This window comes from uncultured Alistipes sp., assembly GCF_949296715.1.
Taxonomy (GTDB): Bacteria; Bacteroidota; Bacteroidia; order Bacteroidales; family Rikenellaceae; genus Alistipes.
The window spans coordinates 12618-31964 of sequence record NZ_CASFQD010000002.1 but is presented as its reverse complement, the minus strand read 5'-3'; the positions used below and the strand labels follow the sequence as shown (position 1 = coordinate 31964).

23 protein-coding genes and 3 tRNA genes are annotated in these 19347 nt (G+C 63.1%); 15 read left to right on the top strand and 11 right to left on the bottom strand.

Going from position 1 to position 19347, the window contains the following annotated elements; translation table 11 throughout:
* The first annotated feature begins 1 nt into the window (after position 1).
* The 3 genes from Q1Y33_RS00210 to Q1Y33_RS00200 all read left to right on the top strand — a co-directional run bounded on the left by Q1Y33_RS00210 (position 2) and on the right by Q1Y33_RS00200 (position 1365).
* A complete protein-coding gene (locus Q1Y33_RS00210; RefSeq protein ID WP_300797135.1) occupies positions 2 to 475 on the top strand; it encodes a DUF1573 domain-containing protein in 474 nt (157 codons plus the stop codon).
* A gap of 76 nt (positions 476 to 551) precedes the next feature.
* The gene (gene yajC / locus Q1Y33_RS00205) at positions 552 to 872 is read left to right on the top strand and encodes a preprotein translocase subunit YajC (protein ID WP_300797133.1); all 321 of its coding nucleotides are present in this window, start codon (positions 552 to 554) and stop codon (positions 870 to 872) included.
* Positions 873 to 1116: 244 nt separating this feature from the next.
* Positions 1117 to 1365: a TIGR03905 family TSCPD domain-containing protein gene (locus Q1Y33_RS00200; protein ID WP_300797131.1), complete on the top strand. Its 249-nt coding sequence runs from the start codon at positions 1117 to 1119 to the stop codon at positions 1363 to 1365.
* An 82-nt stretch (positions 1366 to 1447) separates the two neighbouring features.
* Here the strand turns inward: Q1Y33_RS00200 and Q1Y33_RS00195 are convergent, their stop codons facing one another.
* Positions 1448 to 2875 (bottom strand): hypothetical protein, encoded by a 1428-nt coding sequence (locus Q1Y33_RS00195; RefSeq protein WP_300797130.1) that lies wholly within the window; start codon positions 2873 to 2875, stop codon positions 1448 to 1450.
* Positions 2876 to 3119: 244 nt separating this feature from the next.
* On the opposite strand from Q1Y33_RS00195, the gene Q1Y33_RS00190 reads away from it, so the two are divergent.
* On the top strand, positions 3120 to 3371 hold the full coding sequence (locus Q1Y33_RS00190; protein ID WP_300797128.1) for a GlsB/YeaQ/YmgE family stress response membrane protein: 252 nt from the start codon (positions 3120 to 3122) through the stop codon (positions 3369 to 3371).
* Between the two features lie 62 nt (positions 3372 to 3433).
* On the opposite strand, the gene Q1Y33_RS00185 is transcribed toward Q1Y33_RS00190, so the two are convergent.
* Positions 3434 to 3504: transfer RNA gene (locus Q1Y33_RS00185), tRNA-Gln, on the bottom strand.
* 187 nt (positions 3505 to 3691) lie between these two features.
* Here Q1Y33_RS00185 and nhaD point away from each other — a divergent pair.
* A complete protein-coding gene (gene nhaD, locus Q1Y33_RS00180) occupies positions 3692 to 5053 on the top strand; it encodes a sodium:proton antiporter NhaD (protein ID WP_300797127.1) in 1362 nt (453 codons plus the stop codon).
* Between the two features lie 90 nt (positions 5054 to 5143).
* Here the strand turns inward: nhaD and Q1Y33_RS00175 are convergent, their stop codons facing one another.
* The 5 genes from Q1Y33_RS00175 to Q1Y33_RS00155 form a co-directional block, all read right to left on the bottom strand.
* Positions 5144 to 5524 carry a thioesterase family protein gene (locus Q1Y33_RS00175; RefSeq protein WP_295906488.1) on the bottom strand — a complete coding sequence of 127 codons (381 nt, stop codon included), beginning with the start codon at positions 5522 to 5524 and terminating at the stop codon, positions 5144 to 5146.
* A gap of 123 nt (positions 5525 to 5647) precedes the next feature.
* Positions 5648 to 6247 carry a hypothetical protein gene (locus Q1Y33_RS00170; RefSeq protein ID WP_300797125.1) on the bottom strand — a complete coding sequence of 200 codons (600 nt, stop codon included), beginning with the start codon at positions 6245 to 6247 and terminating at the stop codon, positions 5648 to 5650.
* 41 nt (positions 6248 to 6288) lie between these two features.
* On the bottom strand, positions 6289 to 6591 hold the full coding sequence (locus Q1Y33_RS00165) for a hypothetical protein (RefSeq protein ID WP_300797123.1): 303 nt from the start codon (positions 6589 to 6591) through the stop codon (positions 6289 to 6291).
* Between the two features lie 128 nt (positions 6592 to 6719).
* On the bottom strand, positions 6720 to 6923 hold the full coding sequence (locus tag Q1Y33_RS00160) for a DNA-binding protein (protein WP_300797121.1): 204 nt from the start codon (positions 6921 to 6923) through the stop codon (positions 6720 to 6722).
* Positions 6924 to 6929: 6 nt separating this feature from the next.
* The gene (locus tag Q1Y33_RS00155) at positions 6930 to 7889 is read right to left on the bottom strand and encodes an SPFH domain-containing protein (RefSeq protein WP_300797120.1); all 960 of its coding nucleotides are present in this window, start codon (positions 7887 to 7889) and stop codon (positions 6930 to 6932) included.
* Positions 7890 to 8231: 342 nt separating this feature from the next.
* Between Q1Y33_RS00155 and Q1Y33_RS00150 the strand changes: the two genes are divergently transcribed.
* The 5 genes from Q1Y33_RS00150 (at position 8232) to Q1Y33_RS00130 (ending at position 13546) form a co-directional block, all read left to right on the top strand.
* On the top strand, positions 8232 to 9647 hold the full coding sequence (locus Q1Y33_RS00150; protein ID WP_300797119.1) for a glutamate decarboxylase: 1416 nt from the start codon (positions 8232 to 8234) through the stop codon (positions 9645 to 9647).
* A gap of 261 nt (positions 9648 to 9908) precedes the next feature.
* Positions 9909 to 10670 (top strand): DUF1295 domain-containing protein, encoded by a 762-nt coding sequence (locus tag Q1Y33_RS00145; RefSeq protein ID WP_300797118.1) that lies wholly within the window; start codon positions 9909 to 9911, stop codon positions 10668 to 10670.
* Between the two features lie 19 nt (positions 10671 to 10689).
* A complete protein-coding gene (locus Q1Y33_RS00140; RefSeq protein WP_300797117.1) occupies positions 10690 to 11904 on the top strand; it encodes an NADH:flavin oxidoreductase in 1215 nt (404 codons plus the stop codon).
* 190 nt (positions 11905 to 12094) lie between these two features.
* Positions 12095 to 12913, top strand: coding sequence for an SDR family NAD(P)-dependent oxidoreductase (locus tag Q1Y33_RS00135; RefSeq protein WP_300797194.1), 819 nt, complete (start codon positions 12095 to 12097; stop codon positions 12911 to 12913).
* Between the two features lie 12 nt (positions 12914 to 12925).
* Entirely contained in the window at positions 12926 to 13546 is a 621-nt protein-coding gene (locus Q1Y33_RS00130; protein ID WP_300797116.1) for an HAD family phosphatase, read from the top strand.
* A 74-nt stretch (positions 13547 to 13620) separates the two neighbouring features.
* Here the strand turns inward: Q1Y33_RS00130 and Q1Y33_RS00125 are convergent.
* From Q1Y33_RS00125 to Q1Y33_RS00110, 4 genes are all read right to left on the bottom strand, one after another.
* Positions 13621 to 13695: transfer RNA gene (locus Q1Y33_RS00125), tRNA-Pro, on the bottom strand.
* 77 nt (positions 13696 to 13772) lie between these two features.
* Positions 13773 to 13847: transfer RNA gene (locus Q1Y33_RS00120), tRNA-Pro, on the bottom strand.
* A gap of 247 nt (positions 13848 to 14094) precedes the next feature.
* The gene (locus Q1Y33_RS00115; protein ID WP_300797115.1) at positions 14095 to 15168 is read right to left on the bottom strand and encodes a TIGR04133 family radical SAM/SPASM protein; all 1074 of its coding nucleotides are present in this window, start codon (positions 15166 to 15168) and stop codon (positions 14095 to 14097) included.
* Positions 15169 to 15174: 6 nt separating this feature from the next.
* A complete protein-coding gene (locus Q1Y33_RS00110; RefSeq protein ID WP_300797114.1) occupies positions 15175 to 15468 on the bottom strand; it encodes a hypothetical protein in 294 nt (97 codons plus the stop codon).
* 139 nt (positions 15469 to 15607) lie between these two features.
* Between Q1Y33_RS00110 and Q1Y33_RS00105 the strand changes: the two genes are divergently transcribed.
* The 5 genes from Q1Y33_RS00105 to Q1Y33_RS00085 all read left to right on the top strand — a co-directional run bounded on the left by Q1Y33_RS00105 (position 15608) and on the right by Q1Y33_RS00085 (position 19338).
* On the top strand, positions 15608 to 15808 hold the full coding sequence (locus Q1Y33_RS00105) for a cold-shock protein (RefSeq protein ID WP_300797113.1): 201 nt from the start codon (positions 15608 to 15610) through the stop codon (positions 15806 to 15808).
* Between the two features lie 316 nt (positions 15809 to 16124).
* A complete protein-coding gene (locus tag Q1Y33_RS00100; protein WP_300797112.1) occupies positions 16125 to 17360 on the top strand; it encodes a 6-phosphofructokinase in 1236 nt (411 codons plus the stop codon).
* 238 nt (positions 17361 to 17598) lie between these two features.
* Positions 17599 to 18210, top strand: a complete 612-nt coding sequence (locus tag Q1Y33_RS00095; RefSeq protein ID WP_300797111.1) for a hypothetical protein — start codon at positions 17599 to 17601, stop codon at positions 18208 to 18210.
* 143 nt (positions 18211 to 18353) lie between these two features.
* Positions 18354 to 19067 (top strand): DUF2975 domain-containing protein, encoded by a 714-nt coding sequence (locus Q1Y33_RS00090; RefSeq protein ID WP_300797110.1) that lies wholly within the window; start codon positions 18354 to 18356, stop codon positions 19065 to 19067.
* Positions 19068 to 19116: 49 nt separating this feature from the next.
* Complete coding sequence (locus tag Q1Y33_RS00085; protein ID WP_300797109.1) at positions 19117 to 19338, top strand: helix-turn-helix transcriptional regulator; 222 nt, start codon at positions 19117 to 19119, stop codon at positions 19336 to 19338.
* Positions 19339 to 19347 lie beyond the last annotated feature (9 nt).

Below are 19347 nucleotides of genomic sequence, written 5' to 3'. Positions count from 1 at the left end.
CATGCGCGCCCGCCCCGCATACGCCCCGCTCCGGCTGCTGGCCGCGGCGCTCGCACTCGCGCTTGCCGTCTCGTGCGGAGCCCGCGCGGGACGTCCTAACGCCGCACCAAAAGAGGCAGAGAGCGACCCGGCACAACGCACGGGCCCGAAAATCACGCTTACGGACGCAATTCTCGAAAAGGGCGGGAGCGATACCGTCCGTTTCGGACGCCTGCACTCGGGCGAGATCGCCGAGCTGCGCCTGTGGCTCGTCAACGACGCCTCGCGGACCGTGGCCGTCGCCTCCTACGGCCGCAGCTGCGGATGCACGACGCTCGAGTTTGACCGCGAGCCCGTTGCACCGGGCGCCGCACGCCGCCTGCGCCTGCGCTTCGACTCGCGCGGCGAACACGGCTGGCAGCTCAAGACCGTCGACCTGCATCTGGCCGGCGCGGCGCGGCCCCTGCGGATTTTCGTCGAAGCGGAAATCGAATAAGGGCTTGCGATTTCGACAATAATTCGTATCTTTGCGCGGAATACAACGGAAAACAAACACTTAAAACGAATAGAATATGATCAATTTTCTTCAGGCTGCGCCCGTAGAACCCCAGCCGGGTTTCATGCAGCAGTACAGCTTCATCATCATGATCGCCCTGATGGTCCTCGTGTTGTGGCTCTTCATGTGGCGTCCCGAGGCCAAGCGCCGCAAGCAGATGCAGGCCTTCCGCGACGGGCTCAAGAAGGGTGACAAGATCATCACCGCCGGCGGCATCTACGGTACGGTCAAGGAGATCAAGGAGACGACGCTGCTCATCGAGGTGGACAGCAACGTCACGCTGCGCATCGACAAGAACATGGTCGTTGCCGACAATTCCGAGCTCCAGCGCCAGTAAACCGCCCGTGGGGTCCGAAAAAACAGCAAAAAATCTTTGCTGTTTTTTTGTTTTCAGCGGAAAAATCACTACATTTGTGTAGTATTCATCCACCCTGTTAAGAATACCCGCATTGCCGGAAAGGAGAGTCATTCCAAGCGCCTCTTGGGATGCCCGGTCCGTCCGGCAATGCATCTTTTTGCGCCCGCAGGAGCGGCATCCGGGCAAAAAGCGTATCTTTGCGCCGTTCAAAAACGAAAACGGCATGACACGACAGATAACCCACACCTGCGTCGGGACCTGCTCCCGGCAGATCGACATCGTCGTCGATGACGACACCATCCGCAGCGTCGTCTTCACGGGCGGCTGCCACGGCAATACGCAGGGCGTCGCCGCGCTGGTACGCGGCATGAAGGTCGGGGAGGCCATCGCCCGCCTCGAAGGCATCGACTGCCGGGGCCGCGGCACCTCGTGCCCCGACCAGCTGGCCCGGGCCCTGCGGCAGGCGCTCTGACGGCCGCAACAAAAAAAACGGAGGAGCCGTCGGCTCCTCCGATCCATTACCGGGCCCCGCCGCCCGAGCGCGATTTCACACATCACTCCGTCACGATCTCGACCACGGCCCGGCCCGTATGCGGCGCCGGCAGCAGGACCGACTGTCCGCCTGCCGGCTTGCCATCGAGCAGGATTTCGCGGATGACGTCGCCGTCGCCCCGCCGCACAAGATCGACCGTACCCTGCTGATAGCGCAGGTCGGTCAGCCTTTCGAAGCCGAAGCGGGCCATCAGCCGGGGATTCGGCGCGATACGCAGCCCATGTTCGGTAAACTCCAGCCCCAGCATGCCGCGCAGCACCATGCGGAGGAATCCCGTGGCCGACCAGGTCTGGTCGTGGATCGAATCCCACACGCCGTCGGGACCGGGCCCGCCCCCGACCTGCCAGCCGCCGCAGACCTTGCCCGTGTAGGGGTCGTAAATCTCATAGAAACAGCCGTCGCTCGCCGTCACGAGGCGGCAGAGGTTCTCCAGTTCGAAGGCGAAGCGCTCCTCGCGCCCCGCATGCAGGGCCGCATCGGCCCAGAACGCATTGACGAAGGGCCAGACCAGGACGTTGTGGCGGCCGGGCCGCTCCTTCGAGAAGCGCTTGAAGGCAGGATAGACCGACGGCAGGCCATACGGCGCCACATAGGCCCCGTCGACGATCCGGGCGGCCTCCCCGCGGTCGACCACGCCGAAGAGGATGGCGAACGAAAGGCCCAGCCCCTCCTGGAAGTGATGGACCGTGCCGTGGCCGTCGATCAGGTAGGCGAAGGTCGCCGTCTCGGAATCGTACAGATGCTTCCGGATGGCCTGCTTCAGCGTCGCGGCCTTCTGCCGGTACGCCGCGGCCTCATCCGCAAAGCCCAGTTTGTCGGACATCCGCGCCAGCAGGAGGTAGGCATTGTAATAGATGCAGTTCGTGCTCAAGCACTTGACATGAGCCGCCTCGGGATAGTCGAGCACATAGCTCGATCCGACCGCCGGATCGAAGACCGGCTCCTCATACCCCGCGATTCCGTCGTTGAAGACCGAAGGGCCGGTAAAAAGCCCGTACTCCGCATCGAAGGCCTCCTTCTCGAGCCGCCGCATGGTATTGGCCGAAGCGATGTACGCCTGCCGCAGGAAGAGCGTATCCTGCGTGGCCAGATAATGGTCGTAGGCGCCTGTCACCCAGATGATCTGATCCCAGTACTGGTGTCCGATCATCGTGCGGTTGTCGGTCGTCACGTGCCACAGCGAACGTTCGGCCTCCTCGGGCAGCAGCAGGTTCGCCGCATTCCACACGTTGATGGCCACGTCGCGCGTCCACTCGCCGCCGTAGGCGCCGCCGGCCTTGATGATGCCGTCCTCGACGTTGCCGCAGAGCGTCCGCACGGCGATGCCGAAGACCCGGTCGAGCCGTTCGTCGCGTGTTTCGAGCCGCTGGGCCCGGACGCAGGTGACGGCAAGGAGCAGAAGAATCGATGCAAAAAGTGTCTTTTTCATGGTGTCGGGAGCTATTGTTCGATACGGACACAAAACTAACCATTTTCCAAAACTCCCGCAAATAAAAAGTTCCCGCCGCAGCCCCTTCGGACGTGCCGCACCCTCCCTTCGGACCGGCCCGCGCGGAGCAATCCGCCGTCTCGGGGTCCGCACGGAAGGCCGGGTGCGGGCGACAGCCCTGCCGGTACGGTTCGGGAACGGATTTTGCAGCGGATGCCCGCGTAACCAACAAAATCCGTAGACTATGTACTTTCTGTGGTATCTGCTTCTGGGGCTGGCGGCCGGATGGATCGCCAACCTCATCGTCAAGGGCGGCAGTTCGGGGCTGCTGGTCAACCTGCTCGTCGGACTGGTGGGCGGCGTGCTGGGCGGCTGGCTCTTCTCGCTCATCGGGCTGGTGCCCGTGGGCACGCTGGGCAGCCTCGTGACGGCCGTCATCGGGTCGATCGTGCTGCTGTGGATCGCCGCCCTGCTCTCGCACCGCAAGATGCGGTGACCCCCGGGCATCCGCACATACGCAAAAGGAGAAGTTCCGCATGCGAGACCTCTCCTTTCGTGTTGAGCTGCCGGGATTCGAACCCAGAACGACAGAACCAAAATCTGCTGTGTTACCATTACACCACAGCTCAAACAGTTGCTCGAAAGCGCCACAAAGATAGGCAAAAAAATCCAAAAAGCAATTCCACACCCGAAAAATGCCGAAAGGGGAGAAAACCGTGTCGGGTTTTTTCGTAATTTTGCGCGTTCACTCCGGCGGGAGAGCCTCCACGGAGCCGTCCGTCGGGGAATGAACAAGGTACATCAAAATTCTGCAAGATGATTCTGTCAATGATTCTGCTCTTCGTGGTGGGCTACGTCTTCATCGCACTGGAGCACAAGGTAAAAATCAACAAAGCGGCCATCGCCCTGCTGATGTGCGGCGCCATCTGGACGATCTTCAGCATCTGGGGCCACGACACCAACATTGCGCACGAACTGATCGACCACCTGGGCGACACGTGCGAGATTCTGATCTTCCTGATCGGTGCCATGACGATCGTCGAGCTCATCGACATGCACGGAGGCTTCAACGTCATCACCGAACACATCACCACGCGCCGCAAACGCAAGCTGCTGTGGCTGCTCTCCCTGATTACCTTCTTCATGTCGGCGGCGCTCGACAACATGACCACGACGATCATCATGATCATGGTCATGCGGCGGCTGATCGACGACAGCAAGGAGCGCTGGGTCTTCGCCAGCGTGATCGTCATCGCGGCCAACAGCGGCGGCGCCTGGTCGCCCATCGGCGACGTGACGACCATCATGCTCTGGATGCGCGGCAACGTCACGGCCGGAGCACTCATCGCCACACAGATCCTGCCGTGTCTGGTCTCGGTTGTCATCCCCACGGCCATCGCCACGCGCTACATCGCCGACACGTCGGCAACCCCCGTCTCCGCAAGCATCGCCGCGCAGGTCGCCGCACAGGGTGCCTCCGTGGGTCTGCCTGCCGGCGTGGGGCCGCGCATGAGCCGCTTCATCCTCGTAACGGGCGTTCTGAGCCTACTCTTCGTCCCGATCTTCAAGTCCGTGACGCACCTGCCGCCCTACATGGGCATGATGGTGGCGCTGGGCGTGATGTGGACCCTCACGGAGATCCTCTACGACCTGAAGCGCAACATGGAGGAGTCGATCCAGAACCGCGTCTCGAAGATTCTCAAGCATATCGACATGCCGACGATCCTCTTCTTCCTCGGCATCCTGATGTCGGTCGCCGCCCTGCAGAGCGCCGGTGTGCTGACCGACGTGGCCGACTGGCTCGACCGCGAGGTGCACGAGGTCTTCACCATCACGGGCGTGATCGGCATCCTCTCGTCGGTCATCGACAACGTGCCGCTCGTCGCCGCCTGCATGGGCATGTACCCGCTGGCCGATCCGGCGACGGTGGCCGCAGCGGTCGATCCGGCCTACCTGCAGAACTTCGTGGCCGACGGACTCTTCTGGCACCTGCTGACCTACTGCGCCGGCGTGGGCGGCAGCCTGCTCATCATCGGTTCGGCGGCGGGCGTCGTGGCCATGGGGCTCGAGAATATCACCTTCGCGTGGTATGTGAAGCGCATCACGTGGCTGGCTCTGGCCGGATACCTGGCCGGCATGCTGGTCATCCTGCTCGAACACCTCCTGATCGGTCTCTGACGCGATCCGTCAGCGCGCAAAAAAAAGGACCTCCGCACGATGCGGGGGTCCCTTTTCTCGTTGGGGTTCGGGCGAGCCGCTCTGAAGCGCCTACCGGCCGCCGACCTTGGCCATAAAGCGCTCGCGGTCGACAACGTAGCGGATGTGCACCCCCTCGCCGATGAGCCCCCCCTCGTCGCGGGCCCCGACGTTGAAGGTCAGCTTGCGCCCCTCGACCGCGGTCAGCACGGCCGTTGCCGTGATCTCGGCACCGAGTCCCGAGGGCTTGATGTGCGTGCAGTTCATCTCGGCGCCGACGGTCGTCTGCCCTTCGGCCAACGCCGGGGCCACGGCCTTCATCGCCGCATTTTCGAGCAGCGCCACCAGGGCGGGTGTGGCGAATACCTCCATGTCGCCCGATCCCATCCGGGCTGCCGTATTTTCGGCCGTCACCTGCGTGCGGCTCTGGGCTGAAAGTCCTTTTTCCAACATAACATGCGTGTTTTGCTGCCCAAAGATACGCACTTTTCCCCAATCCGCACCCGCCGCAAGCCGCCGGGCATGAAAAAACCGCCCGAGGGCGGTTTTTTCATGCTTTCACCGGCCGCACCGGCGCTACCGGCCGCGCGTCAGGAAGAGGGGCACGAAGACCAGCACGATCGCCTGCACCTTCAGCAGGATGCCCGTCAGGGCCCGCACGACCTGTCCCGGCTCCGAGACGAGCTGCTCGATCTGCGGCGAGACGAGCAGCGCCAGCGCCCCCAGCGCGAGGACGATCCCGAGGGCCTTCATGACCAGGTGTCCGACACGGCTGCGGCGCCCCGTGCGGGTGATCCAGCGCGACACGGCATCCTCCTCGGCCTGCTTCATGACCTCTTCGTCGGAGGTCGTCGAAGCCCAGATGCCGATCGCCCAGCAGGCGGCCGCAACACCGGCCGCGATGCCGCCCCAGCCGAGCGCCTGCATGGCCCGCAGGTCGATCAGGCGGAGCAGGAAAAAGATGACGAACGAAAGAACCGCCACCGGCACGACCCCCAGCCACAGCCGGCTCCGCACAAAGAGCCGCATCCGCTCGCGCAGGCGCCGAACCTGCCGGCGGTCACGCTCCCGCTCCTCCGCAGCCTTCTGCATGAGATGCCCGCCCCACTGCAGCACGCCGCCGGGCGTGAACAACTGGCCGACGCTCCATTTACCTATCTGTTTTTTCAGTTTCATCCTGTTTTACTGTTCGATTTTCGATTGCCCGTACAGCGGAGTCACCAGCCCCAGCGGCCAACCGTCCAGCCGAGGGCCGCAATCCCCGAAACGAGGCCACCCGGAACGGGCGACTGCGCGGCACCCTGATCGATCCATCCGAGCAGGGAGCAGAGCAGCACCGAGAAGAGTACCGCGGACGCGACCCACAGCCAGCGCCGTCCGCCGAGGCCCGACAACCGCCGGCGACCGTGCGCCCGCTCCCTGGAGGATTCACACGCGGGATGCCCATCCTGCGGCCGCATGGCGTCGGCCGTGAAGAGGCGGCCGGTGCCACCTTTGCCGATTTGCTTTTCCGGTTTCATTGCACTTCGCTCTTTGGTTCGATGGCTGCCCGCGTGCCGGACTCATCCTCCGCAGCGGCGGCACGGCCCGACTTTCCCTTTCCGCCCGCGGGACGCGCGGGAGCATCGGCCTCCGACGGCGCGGCGGTCTACCCGGCCGGGTCGGAAGCTCCGGCCACGGCCGCCGCACGCGGGCGCTTGAGCCGTCCGCTGCGCCGCAGGGCGTCGGCGATGATCCACTGAAGCTGGCCGTTGATCGAGCGGAACTCGTCCTCGGCCCATGCCTCCAGGGCATCCATCGTCGCCGCATCCACGCGCAGGACGAAACTGCGGGTATTGGTCTCTTTGGCCATCCGTTATCAGTGGTGAAGCGTTCCGGTGTTGACGACGGGCTGCGCGGCTTCGTCGGCACAGAGCACCACGAGCAGGTTCGAGACCATCGCGGCCTTGCGCTCCTCGTCCAGCTCGACGACCTCTTCGTCCGTGAGGCGTTCGAGTGCCATGTGGACCATCGACACGGCCCCCTCGACGATCTTCTCGCGGGCCGCAATCACGGCATCGGCCTGCTGGCGGCGCAGCATGACGGCTGCGATTTCGGGTGCATAGGCCAGGTAGTTGATCCGCGCCTCCATCACCTCGATGCCGGCCATCGCCAGCCGTTCGTTGAGCTTCGTCTCGAGCTGCTGGTTGATCTCCTCGCTGTTCGAGCGCAGCGTCAGCGTCTCCTGCCTGGTGCCGTTGTCATCGTAGGCATAGCAGCCGGCGACCTGTCGCAGCGCCGCGTCGCTCTGCACGTTGACGAAGTTCTGCAGGATGTTCATGCGCTCCGTGGCGTTCACCCCCTGCTCGGGCGTCGCCGAGGCGGCGTCGATCTCGAAGACCGCCTTGTAGATATCGTCGCGCTTGATGCGCCACACGAGCACCAGACCGATCAGGATCGGGTTGCCGGTCTTGTCGTTGACCTTGATCGGATCGACATTCAGGTTGCGGGCACGCATCGAGATCGGCTTGGCCGACATAAAGGGGTTGACCCACCAGTATCCCGTCTCGTAGAAGGTGCCGCGGTAGTTGCCGAAGAAGACCATCACGCGCGCCTCGTTGGGTTCGAGCAGCATGAAGCCGCCCATCAGCAGCAGCGACAACAGCACGCCGACGATTCCGGCCGCGAGCAGCCACCCGCCGCCCGGCAGCGCGGCATCGAGACGCATGGCACCGAATACGATCCCGGCAACGGAGCCCGCCAGCAGAAGCAGATCGACCGCCAGCATGAGGAATCCGCTGGTCCTCCAACCCTTGTAGACAAAGTTTTTGTTTTCCATAGTCAAAGTGATATTGTTTTGATATCACAAAGCTATTTCATGTTTTTCAAAAAAGCAAATTTTCGCCGCACTTTTTTATGAGGCGGGAAGCGGGCTGAACCCGACAGGGGCCAAAAAGCAGGCTGAACCCGACAGGGGCCAAAAAGCGGGCTGCGGGGCAGCACAGGGCCATTCGGGGGAGGAGCGGCGCGCAGAAGCCCGACGCAGGGAACGGGAGAGCAGGGAGAGGGAAAACCGCAGAGAACGGGGCTACGGAAGAACGTGAAGACGCAACGAAGGGGTGCGAGGTGCTCTGGCACAGTTCGTGCAGTCGGCAGGGGGTAACCATTAAAACTAAACACCATGTTCGAGAAACGACACCCCGCCGAGGATACCCTCACGGATATCTACGGCTCGAAAGAGATGCGCTCGCCCGCACCCACGCAGTTCATTCCCCACGACAAGACCTCGCCCGAGGCGGCCTACCAGCTCGTCAAGGACGAGACCTACCCGCAGACACAGCCGCGGCTGAACCTGGCCACGTTCGTGACGACCTACATGGACGACTACGCCACGCGCCTGATGAACGAAGCAATCAACGTCAACTACATCGACGAGACGGAGTATCCGCGCGTCGCCGTGATGTGCGGCCGCTGCCTCAACATCCTGGCCAACCTGTGGAACACGCCCGAGAAGGCCGAGTGGAAGGCCGGCGCCCCGGCCATCGGCTCGTCCGAAGCCTGCATGCTGGGCGGCGTGGCCGCATGGCTGCGCTGGCGCGCACGCCGCAAGGCTGCGGGCAAGCCCTGCGACAAGCCCAACCTGGTGATGAGCGCCGCCTATCAGGTCGTGTGGGAGAAGTTCTGCCAGCTCTGGCAAATCGAGCTGCGCACCGTGCCCCTGACGCTCGACAGCACGACGCTCGACGCGAAGCAGGCGCTCGCGCTCTGCGACGAGAACACGATCTGCATCGTGCCGATCGCCGGCGTGACGTGGACGGGCCTGAACGACGACATCGAGGAGCTCGACCGCCAGCTCGACGAGTACAACCGCCGGACGGGCTACGAAATCCCGATTCATGTCGACGCGGCATCGGGCGGCTTCATCCTGCCGTTCCTCGACCCGAGCTGCAAGTGGGACTTCCGCCTCAAGTGGGTGCTGTCGATTTCGACCTCGGGCCACAAGTTCGGCCTCGTCTACCCGGGTCTGGGGTGGGTCGTCTGGAAGGAGCGCAAGTACCTGCCCGACGAGATGGCCTTCTCGGTCAACTACCTCGGCGCCAGCATCACGCAGGTCGGGCTGAACTTCTCGCGCCCGGCGGCGCAGATTCTGGGCCAGTACTACAACTTCATCCGGCTGGGATTCGAGGGCTACAGGGAGATTCAGCAGAACTCGATGGACGTGGCGGCCTACTGCCACGAACAAATCGGCAAGATGAAGTGCTTCAAAAACTACGCTCCGAAGGTCGTCAACCCGCTCTTCATCTGGATGATGGACCCCGAGTACGACAAGACGGCCAAGTGGACGCTCTTCGACCTGCAGGCCAAGTTGCAACAGAGCGGCTGGATGGTCCCGGCCTACACGATGCCCAGAAACATCGAGCAGGTCGTCGTCATGCGCATCGTGGCGCGGCAGGGCATGTCGCGCGACATGGCCGACATGCTGCTGGGCGACATCCGCAACGCCGTGGCCGAGTTCGAGCAGCTGGCCTACCCGACCACCTCGCGCCTCAAGTACGAACGGCAGGAGAGGCAGAAGGGCAAGGTCTACACCCACTGACGCGCCACCCCGCATCCGGCGAGCAGCCGCCCCGGTATCGGCCGCATCCGGCCCTGCCCCAGCAGCGGAGCCGCCCACCGGACCGACTTATCAAGACAGCCTTCCGCAACACCGGGAGGCTGTTTTCATGCCGGCACCGCCCGACGCTCCGACCGACAGTACAACCGTTGCGCCCTCCGAGACAATTTTTCACCCGGCGGGCAGCGCAGGCTTCCGAAAGTTTTTCCTATCTTTATGCCGTTTTTCAACCATGCACCGCCCATGCGAGAGACTTTCGACATTTTCCTGATCGTCATGGCCGTCATCGCCCTGGCTGTCTTCATCGCCCTGCACTATCTGGAGGCCGGATACGGCTACCTGTTCAACCGCCGCTACGGCCCCCCCGTACCGAACAAGGTCGGCTGGATACTGATGGAATCCCCGGTCTTCATCCTCATGTGCGTGCTGTGGGCCGCCTCCGACCGCATGTGGGAAGCCGGGCCGCTGGCACTCTTCCTCCTCTTCCAGGCGCACTACTTCCAGCGCTCGTTCGTCTTTCCGCTGCTCATGCGCGGCAAGTCGAAGATGCCCCTCGGCATCGTCCTCATGGGCATGCTCTTCAATACGCTCAACGCCCTGATGCAGGGCGGCTGGATCTTCTACGTCTCGCCCGCCGGCTACTACGACGGCTGGTTCGCGCGTCCGTACATCTGGATCGGCGGCATCGTCTTCCTCACGGGCATGGCCATCAACCTCCACTCGGACTACATCATCCGCCACCTGCGCAAACCGGGCGACACGCGCCACTACATCCCGCGCGGCGGCATGTTCCGCTACGTCTCCTCGGCCAACTACTTCGGCGAGCTGCTCGAATGGGTGGGCTTCGCCATCGCGTCGTGGTCGTGGGCCGGGGCGGTCTTCGCCTGGTGGACCTTCGCCAACCTTGCGCCGCGCGCCGCATCGCTGCGCCGCCGCTATGCCGAGGAGTTCGGCGAGGAGTTCACACGCCTCGGGCGCAAGCGCATCATCCCTTTCATCTACTGACACCAACACATTCCTGAAGATGGATTCCAAACTCTTCACCCCCTACAAGCTGGGCCCCGTGACGCTGCGCAACCGCACGATTCGCTCGGCAGCCTTCGAATCGATGGGCAAGGATTTCGGCCCCACGGAGCAGCTCAAGCAGTACCACGTCGCCGTGGCGCGCGGCGGCATCGGCATGACGACGCTGGCCTACGCCGCCGTCTCGCGCAGCGGCCTGTCGTTCAACAAGCAGCTGTGGCTGCGCCCGGCCATCGTGCCGGGGCTGCGCGACATCACCGACGCCATCCACCGCGAAGGGGCTGCCGCCGCCATCCAGATCGGCCACTGCGGCAACATGACCCACCTGACCACCGCCGGACAGATACCCATCGGCGCCTCGTGGGGATTCAACCTCTACGCCTACACCCCCGTGCGGGGCATGCGCCGCAAGGAGATCGAGGAGGTGGCCCGCGACTTCGGACGCGCCGTCCACACGGCCCGCGAGGCGGGCTTCGACTCGGTGGAGGTGCACGCCGGGCACGGCTACCTCATCTCGCAGTTCCTCTCGCCCTACACGAACCACCGCCGCGACGAATACGGCGGCTCGCTCGACAATCGCATGCGCTTCATGCGCATGTGCCTCGGCGAGGTGATGGAGGCCGCGGCACAGACCGGCATGGCCGTCACCGTGAAGCACAACATGTACGACGGCTTCAAGGGGGGCATCGAGATTCCCGAGAGCCTCGAAATCGCGCGCGAGATCGAACGCTTCGGCGTCAACGCCATCGTCCTCTCGGGCGGCTTCGTCTCGAAGGCCCCGATGGCCGTCATGCGGGGACTGATCCCCATCTACACGATGAGCTACTACTCGCCGCTGTGGCTGCGCTACTTCATCCGCTGGTGCGGTCCCTTCATGATCAAGCAGTTCCCCTTCGAGGAGTGCTACTTCCTGGAGGATGCCAAAAAGTTCCGCGCCGAGCTGAAATGCCCGCTCATCTACGTCGGGGGGCTCGTCAGCCGCGAAGGCATCGACCGGGCGCTCGACGCGGGTTTCGAACTGGTGCAGATGGCCCGCGCGCTGGTCAACGACCCGGCTTTCGTCAACAAGCTGCGCGAAGGCGACGGGCAGACGCGCAGCGCATGCGACCACCGCAACTACTGCATCGCGCGGATGTACTCCGTGGACATGAAGTGCTGCAAGCACTGCCCCGACCTGCCGCGCAAGATCGTCGACGAACTAGCCAAACTGCCGTAGCATGAGCCGCACGAAAAACGCTGCGCTCCACGCGACGGCACCGACCCCGCCGACAGAAGAGGCCGCGACGCCGGAGGAAAGGACCGCGACGCCGACAGCCGGAGCCCCGGCAGAACCGGCAGGAGTGGCAGAGCCGGCTGAAACCCCGGCACGGGCGGCCGAAACTCCGGGTGAGGCCGCCGCGGCGACGATCGACCGCCGGGGACGTGTCGTCTCGGGCCGGGCATGGGCCCTTGTCACGGGCGCCGGGACGGGCATCGGACGCAGCTTCGCCCTGCGCCTGGCCGCCGCCGGGTATGACCTGGTGCTGGTCGGGCAGACCGCCGCGACGCTCGCACGGGTCCGCGACGAGATTGCCGCGGCTGACATCTCGGCCCGCCGGCAGGTGCGCATCCTGACAATGGACCTCGCCCGCACGGAGGCGTCGGACGAACTCTACGCCACGGTGCGCGAAATGGGCATCGACGTCGACGTACTTGTCAACAACGCCGGCATCTTCTCGTTCCGCGACATTCTCCAAACGCCGCCCGAGCGCATCGAGCGGATGATCCTGCTGCACGACATGACCCTCTCGAAAAACTGCCTCGCCTTCGGCCGCGACATGGCCGCCCGGGGCCGCGGCTGGATTCTGAACATGTCGTCGTACTCGATCTGGATGCCCTTCCCGGGCATGGCTCTCTACACGGCAACGAAGGCCTACGTGAGGACCTTCTCCGTGGCCTTCGCCAAGGAGATGGCCGAACGGGGCGTGCGCGTGACGGCCGTCTGCCCGGCGGGCGTGGCGACCGACCTCTACGGACTGACGCCCCGCTGGCAGCGGATCGGGCTGCGGCTCGGCGTGCTCATTTCGGCGGACTCGTGCGCACGGCGCGGACTGCGGGCGCTGTGGCGGGGCCGCCGCACGGTCGTGCCAGACTGGTGGAACCGCGCGTTCATTCCGCTGTGCAAGCTGCTGCCGATGTGGCTCATCCGGCCGCTGCGCCGCTTTACGATGCAATTCCAAAAATAGAAGACAAAACAGATGAATACGATCAAAAACGTCGTTTTCGACCTCGGAGGGGTCCTCGTGGACCTCGACATCGAACGCTGCCGCCGCGCCTTCCGCGACCTGGGCATGGACGCCGTGGCGGAGGTGATCCAGCCCTACTACCCCGTGGAGGTGATCGGACGGCTCGAAGGGGGTGAAATCTCCTTCCACGAGGCCTGCGAGGAGATGCGCCGCATGGCCGGACGGCCCGACATCTCCGACGAACGCATCGCGTGGGCCTACGGACAGTTTCTCGTCGACGTGCCCGTCGCGAAGCTCCGCGCGGTCGGGCGGCTGCGCAGCCGCGGCATCCGCACCTACGTCCTCTCGAACAACAACCCCGCCTCGATGCGCTTCATCCGGGAGATGTTCCGCGCCGACGGCCGCACGATGGAGGAGTACTTCGACAGGATATACCTCTCCCACGAGATGCACGACCTGAAACCCTCGGAGACAATCTTCCGGCAGATGATCGACGACAGCGGGCTGCTCCCGGCGGAGACGCTCTTCATTGACGACGGCGCGAAGAACATCGACACGGCGCGCCGGCTCGGGTTCGAGGTCTACCAGCCCGCCCCGGGCGAGGACTTCTCGCCGCTGCTCGACCGGCTGTGACCCCTTCCGCCGAACAAGACACGGGAAGCGCGAAGCGCCTGCCACATACGTGACAGGCGCTTCGCACTGAATCGTCGGGGAGACAGGATTCGAACCTGCGACCCTCTGCTCCCAAAGCAGATACGCTAACCGGACTGCGCTACACCCCGAATCGCCGGCCGGACCGGCATCGATACAAATATAATAAAAGAAAAGCAGACTACCTTTCGGGCAGTCTGCCGTTTTGTCGGGGAGACTGGATTCGAACCAGCGACCTCCAACTCCCGAAGCTGGCGCGCTAACCGGACTGCGCTACACCCCGAACTATTTTGGTGCCCTTATCATCTTAAGAGCGCACAAAGATAAGCCGAATTTCCGAAAAGACAAAATTATTTTCAAAAAAAATCGTTCCACCCCGAGACCGTCTCCCGGCAACATCCTCACCTCCGCGCCACCCGCCGCCATATCGTCCGCAATGCCGACCGGCGTCCGTCACGGCCTGCCGCACTACCCGCAACGGGAACGTACCGGACAGCAAACGCCCTGCAGCCCCCGCTCCGATGAGCGTTTCAAAGCCGCTTGTAGTGACAGTAGAGCAGTTCACCGTTGTCGTCGCGCAGGTGCATGCCGCCGCCCAGGCAGTAGCGGAACATCCGGCAGTCGGCGCACGCACCCCGCCGCGCCCACTCGCGGTTGCGGAAGGGTTCGAAGCGGTTTTGCCACACCTCCCAGAAGTCGTCGCGGTAGATGTTGCCCTGGTGGAAGTTGGCGCGAATCGACGTGCAGCCCGAAATCGAGCCGTCGACGCGGATCGAGGCGACCGACACCCCCGCGGCACACTGGTAGAACTGGTCGCGGACCTCGGCTTCGTAACCGCCGAGGAAACCCTCGCAGGCATAGCTGGCGTCGATGCGCCCCTCGCGGCGTGTCCGGCGGATGAACTCCAGCATCTCGCGGAACTGCGCATCGGTCATGCGCAGGCTCTCGTCGTGTTTGGCCCGCCCCATCGGGAAAATCGAGAACAGACGCCACGACTTCACCCCTTCGGCAATGAGCAGGTCGCGGAACTCCGCCAGGTGCGGCACCATCGCCCCCGTCACGCAGGTCACCACGTCGAAGGCCAGCCCCTCGTCGCGCACGGCCATGCGCACGGCCCCGAGTGCCCGTTCGTAGCTGTGCGGGTTGCGGCGGATGTAGTTGTGCTGCTCCTCGAACCCGTCGAGGCTCACGGACATCGACCGCAGCCCGGCGGCCCGCAGCCGCCGGAAGCGTTCGGGCGTCAGTGCCAGGCCATTGGTCACCATGCCCCACGGATAGCCGCGGCGCATGACCTCGCGGCCCGCCTGCTCGAGGTCCTCGCGCACGAGCACCTCGCCGCCCGAAAAGATGATGAGCACGCCGCGCGGATCGACATGCGGCGTGACCTGTTCGTCGAGCACCCGGAGGAAGTCCTCCAGCGGCATGTCCGGCACACCGGGGTCGACCCGGCAGTCGCTGCCGCAGTGGCGGCACGCCAGGTTGCAGCGCAGCGTACACTCCCAGAAGAGCGTATCGAGCCGGTGCGCCGCCACCTTCGACTTGTAGAGATTCGAAAAGATATCGAGGGCCAGCCGCCTGCGCAGCCCCAGTTTACGCCCGGACATGGAGCATCACTCCGTTTTTGCGGGCTGTGCGCTGCTCGCGGGCATGTCGTCGGCGGGCTGCTCGAGCACCGGAGCCGGCGAATCCTGCTCCATGCGCAGCTGCTCGACCTGTTCGGGCGTCAGACGCGGCGTCGGCACGCCGTACATAACCTTGACACGCAGCTCCTGCGTCGTGTCGGACTTCATCTCGGGAGCATCCTGCGGTGTCGGCGCATTCTCCCGGGGAACGCTCCGGACCGAAGAGCAGGCAGCGGAAAATCCCAGAAGGGCCGCCACGGCGAATTTCAGTTTTCTCAACATAAACCTCACGTTTTAATCGTTCATCTCACAGACAAAGATAGGAAAAATCCGCGGCACGCAAAAAAAATGCCCAAAAAGTTTTGAAAGCCAATGATTTTTACGTTACTTTGCCGGACATTAATACATTAATCGCATCTATATGAAAGGTCAGGTAAAATGGTTCGACAGCAAGAAAGGCTACGGATTCATTACGGCAGAGAACGGCAAGGAAATTTTCGTGCATTTCTCGGGCATCGTCGCGAATGGTTTTAAGTCGCTCAACGAAGGTCAGACCGTCGAGTTCGAGGTTGCCAACGGCGCCAAGGGCGAACAGGCGGTGAACGTCACGGTCGTTGGGTAAACATAAATACCCGATTCACGGAAGGAGCCGAGAAAGGTTCCTTCTTTTTTTTGTCCCTGCGCCACCCCGCCGCAGACACGGGGCGTCCGCACCCTTCCTCCGCGCCGCCGGCACAGACCGAACGCAGAGAGCGCAGAGGACGCAGACCGGAACGCGAAAGGCGCAAACCGGAACGCAGGGCGCGTCGCCGACCTCCGTTCCGGAGGCTGCAATGCCGGGACGCCTTTTTTCTTGCCCGTTTGAAAAATAAATCGTACTTTTGGGCGTCAAAAAACGGCAATACAAGGTTCAAAACACAAATAAACCGATCAAAACCATGAAAGAAGCAATCGCAATTCTGACCGGCGGCGGACCGGCTCCCGGCATGAACACCGTAGTGGGCAGCGTCGCCAAAGCATTCCTGCGCAACGGCTATCGCGTAATCGGCCTTCACGAGGGTTACACGGGTCTTTTCAACCCCTCGCCCCGCACCGTGGACATCGACTACCCCATGGCCGACGGCATCTTCAACCAGGGCGGATCGTTCCTGCAGATGAGCCGTTTCAAGCCCACGGATTCGGACTTCGAAAACAACTTCAACCTCAAGCTCTTCACCGAGAACAACATCAAGCTGCTCGTCACGGTGGGCGGCGACGACACGGCATCGACCGCGAACCGCATCGCCAAGTTCCTTGAGGCCAAGAAATACCCCATCGCGAACATCCACGTTCCGAAGACCATCGACAACGACCTGCCCCTGCCCGCCGGCACGCCGACGTTCGGCTACGAGTCGGCCAAGGACAAGGGTGCCGTCATCGGCCGCGCCGTCTATGTCGACGCCCGCACGAGCGGCAACTGGTTCGTCCTGGCGGCCATGGGCCGTTCGGCCGGCCACCTCGCATTCGGTATCGGCGAGGCCTGCCACTACCCGATGATCGTCATCCCGGAGATGTTCGACAAGACCGAAATCACCGTCGAGAAGATCGTCAACCTGGTGATCTCGTCGATCATCAAGCGCAAGATCATGGGCATGGACTACGGCGCCGCCGTCATTTCGGAGGGCGTCTTCCACTCGCTCTCGGACGAGGAGATCCGCAAGAGCGGCATCCACTTCACCTACGACGAGCACGGACACCCCGAGCTGGGCAAGGTATCGAAGGCCCACATCTTCAACGAGATGATCGAGAAGAAGCTCAAGGAGATCGGCATGAAGGTCAAGAGCCGTCCGGTCGAGCTGGGCTACGAGATCCGCTGCCAGACCCCGATCGCCTACGACCTGACCTACTGCTCGGAGCTGGGTATCGGCGTCTACAAGCTCTTCACCGAGGGCAAGACCGGCTGCATGGTCTACGTCGACTCGGAGGGCAACGTCTCGCCGCTCTACCTCAAGGACCTGCAGGACCCCACGACGGGCAAGATTCCGCCGCGTCTGGTGAACATCCACTCGGACAAGTTCTCGTCGGTAGTGGAGAACATCCTCAACGCCATCACGCCGGCCGACTACGAAGCTGCCAAGGCTTACGTGGCCAACCCCGAGGAGTACGACTTCCACAAGATTCTCAACTGGGAGTAACCGCTCGCCGGACAACATCCGCAGCCCCCGTCCCCGCCAAAGGAACGGGGGTTGTCTTTTGCATCCGCCGAAGGAGTGCGGTGCGCCGGGCGGGCCATCCGGGAGCAAAGCGCCGCCTTTCCGGGACCTTGCAAGGAACCGGACGGCCCCGGGAGTGAAAAACGGCGGTTACACTTGCCGCTGTGGCTGCAATTTCGTATATTTGTTGTACACGCAACACCCCAATAACAGCCTGCCTATGGAACCGAAAAGACTCGACTTCGCGACGGTGCTGACCGATGCCTGGGAGATCGGCACGAAACACGCCCCGTCGATCATCGCGGCGGTCATCCTCTTTCTGCTGACCGTCTGGATACCCTATATCAATATGGGGACGCTGATCGCCCTGACGCTGCTGCCCGTGCGGCTCGCCCGCGACGAGCACATCGAACCGTTGAGCATCTTCCGCAGCGAATACCGGCGCCGCATGGGCGACTTCCTGCTCACGGCCGCCCTCAAGCAGGCGGCCATCGCGCTGGGCACGGCGATGCTCGTCGTGCCGGGCCTCGTCCTCGCCTTTTCGTGGAAGCTCGCCTACTGGTGCCTCACCGAACACGGCATGAACCCCCTCGAGGCGATCCGCGCGTCGGCCGACGCCACCTACGGCAGCAAGTGGCGGCTCTTCTTCATCTTCTTCGCCGTCGTTTTCTGCGCCGTCGTCGTGGGGCTGGCCCTGCATACGATCTGCCGGGCCATCGGTGTAAGTCTCGTCTCGACGATCGTCCTCTTCGCCTTCGTCGTCCTCGTGCTGTCGGTCGTCACGGCGCTCGACGCCGCCGTCTGGAAACAGCTGCGCGACAACGTGCATTGACGACGACGCCATCCCGCACTCAAGGGTGATTTCGGGGATATTTTTTGTCGCAGGAATATTTTTTATCGAAAAACGATAAATATTATTTGTTTTTCGGGAATTTAATTTTATCTTTGCAAGCAGAAACAACCAAAGATACGGCAATGCAAAACAAAAAATCGCTTCTGCAGCGGCTGCTGGTCCTCTACGTCACGTTCTTCATCGTGCTCGTGATCAGCATCGCGCACAATATCCTGCCCGACTTCTTCCGGGGCTTCACGGCCGGATCGCAGATGGGCAGCGAGATCGTCGACAACTGGGAATCGGGCACGCCCCGCCTGTTCTACGTGCTGAACAACATCCCGCTGCGCGACCGCCCCTCGCAGACGGTCGCCCCCGCCCTGCCGGAGGTGCTCTCGGCCGAGGTGCACGCGGAGCATCTGCAGCTGTTCGTCGTCGAGGAGGCGCCGACGGATTCGGTCATGCGGCTGGCCTTCAGTTCGGTGGGCGGGCATCCGTGGATGTATGCGCTGCTCATGTTGAGCGGCCTGTCGTTCATCGCGATCGTCGTGCTGATGTTCCTCATCATCCACTCGCTGCGGCGCTCGATCCGCGAGGAGCGCACGCTCGAGCAGCGCAACGTCTGGCTGCTGCGCACGATCGGCGCCCTGACGATCCTCGCCGAACTGTTCCAGGATATCGTCAACTGGCGCATGGCGCACCGTGCGGCCGAGCTGCTGGCGGACAGCGGCTATGCCGTCGACACGATGTTCCACGTCTCCTACACGAACATCATCATGGGCATCCTGATCCTCTTCGCCGCCGAGGTCTTCGCCATCGGGCGCAACCTGAGCGAGGAGCAGCGTCTCACCATCTGAAAAAACGACACGACATGAGATACTTAACGATAAACGGGGGGGGGAAGAGATGGCAATAATCATCAACATCGACGTCATGATGGCCAAGCGCAAAATGTCGCTGGGCGAGCTGGCCGAGCGCGTCGACATCACGCCCGCGAACCTCTCGATCCTCAAGAACGGCAAGGCCAAGGCGATCCGTTTCTCGACACTCGAGGCGATCTGCCGCGAGCTCGACTGCCAGCCGGGCGACATCATCGAATACCGCCCGGAGGAGAAGACCGAACAGTAAACAAACCTA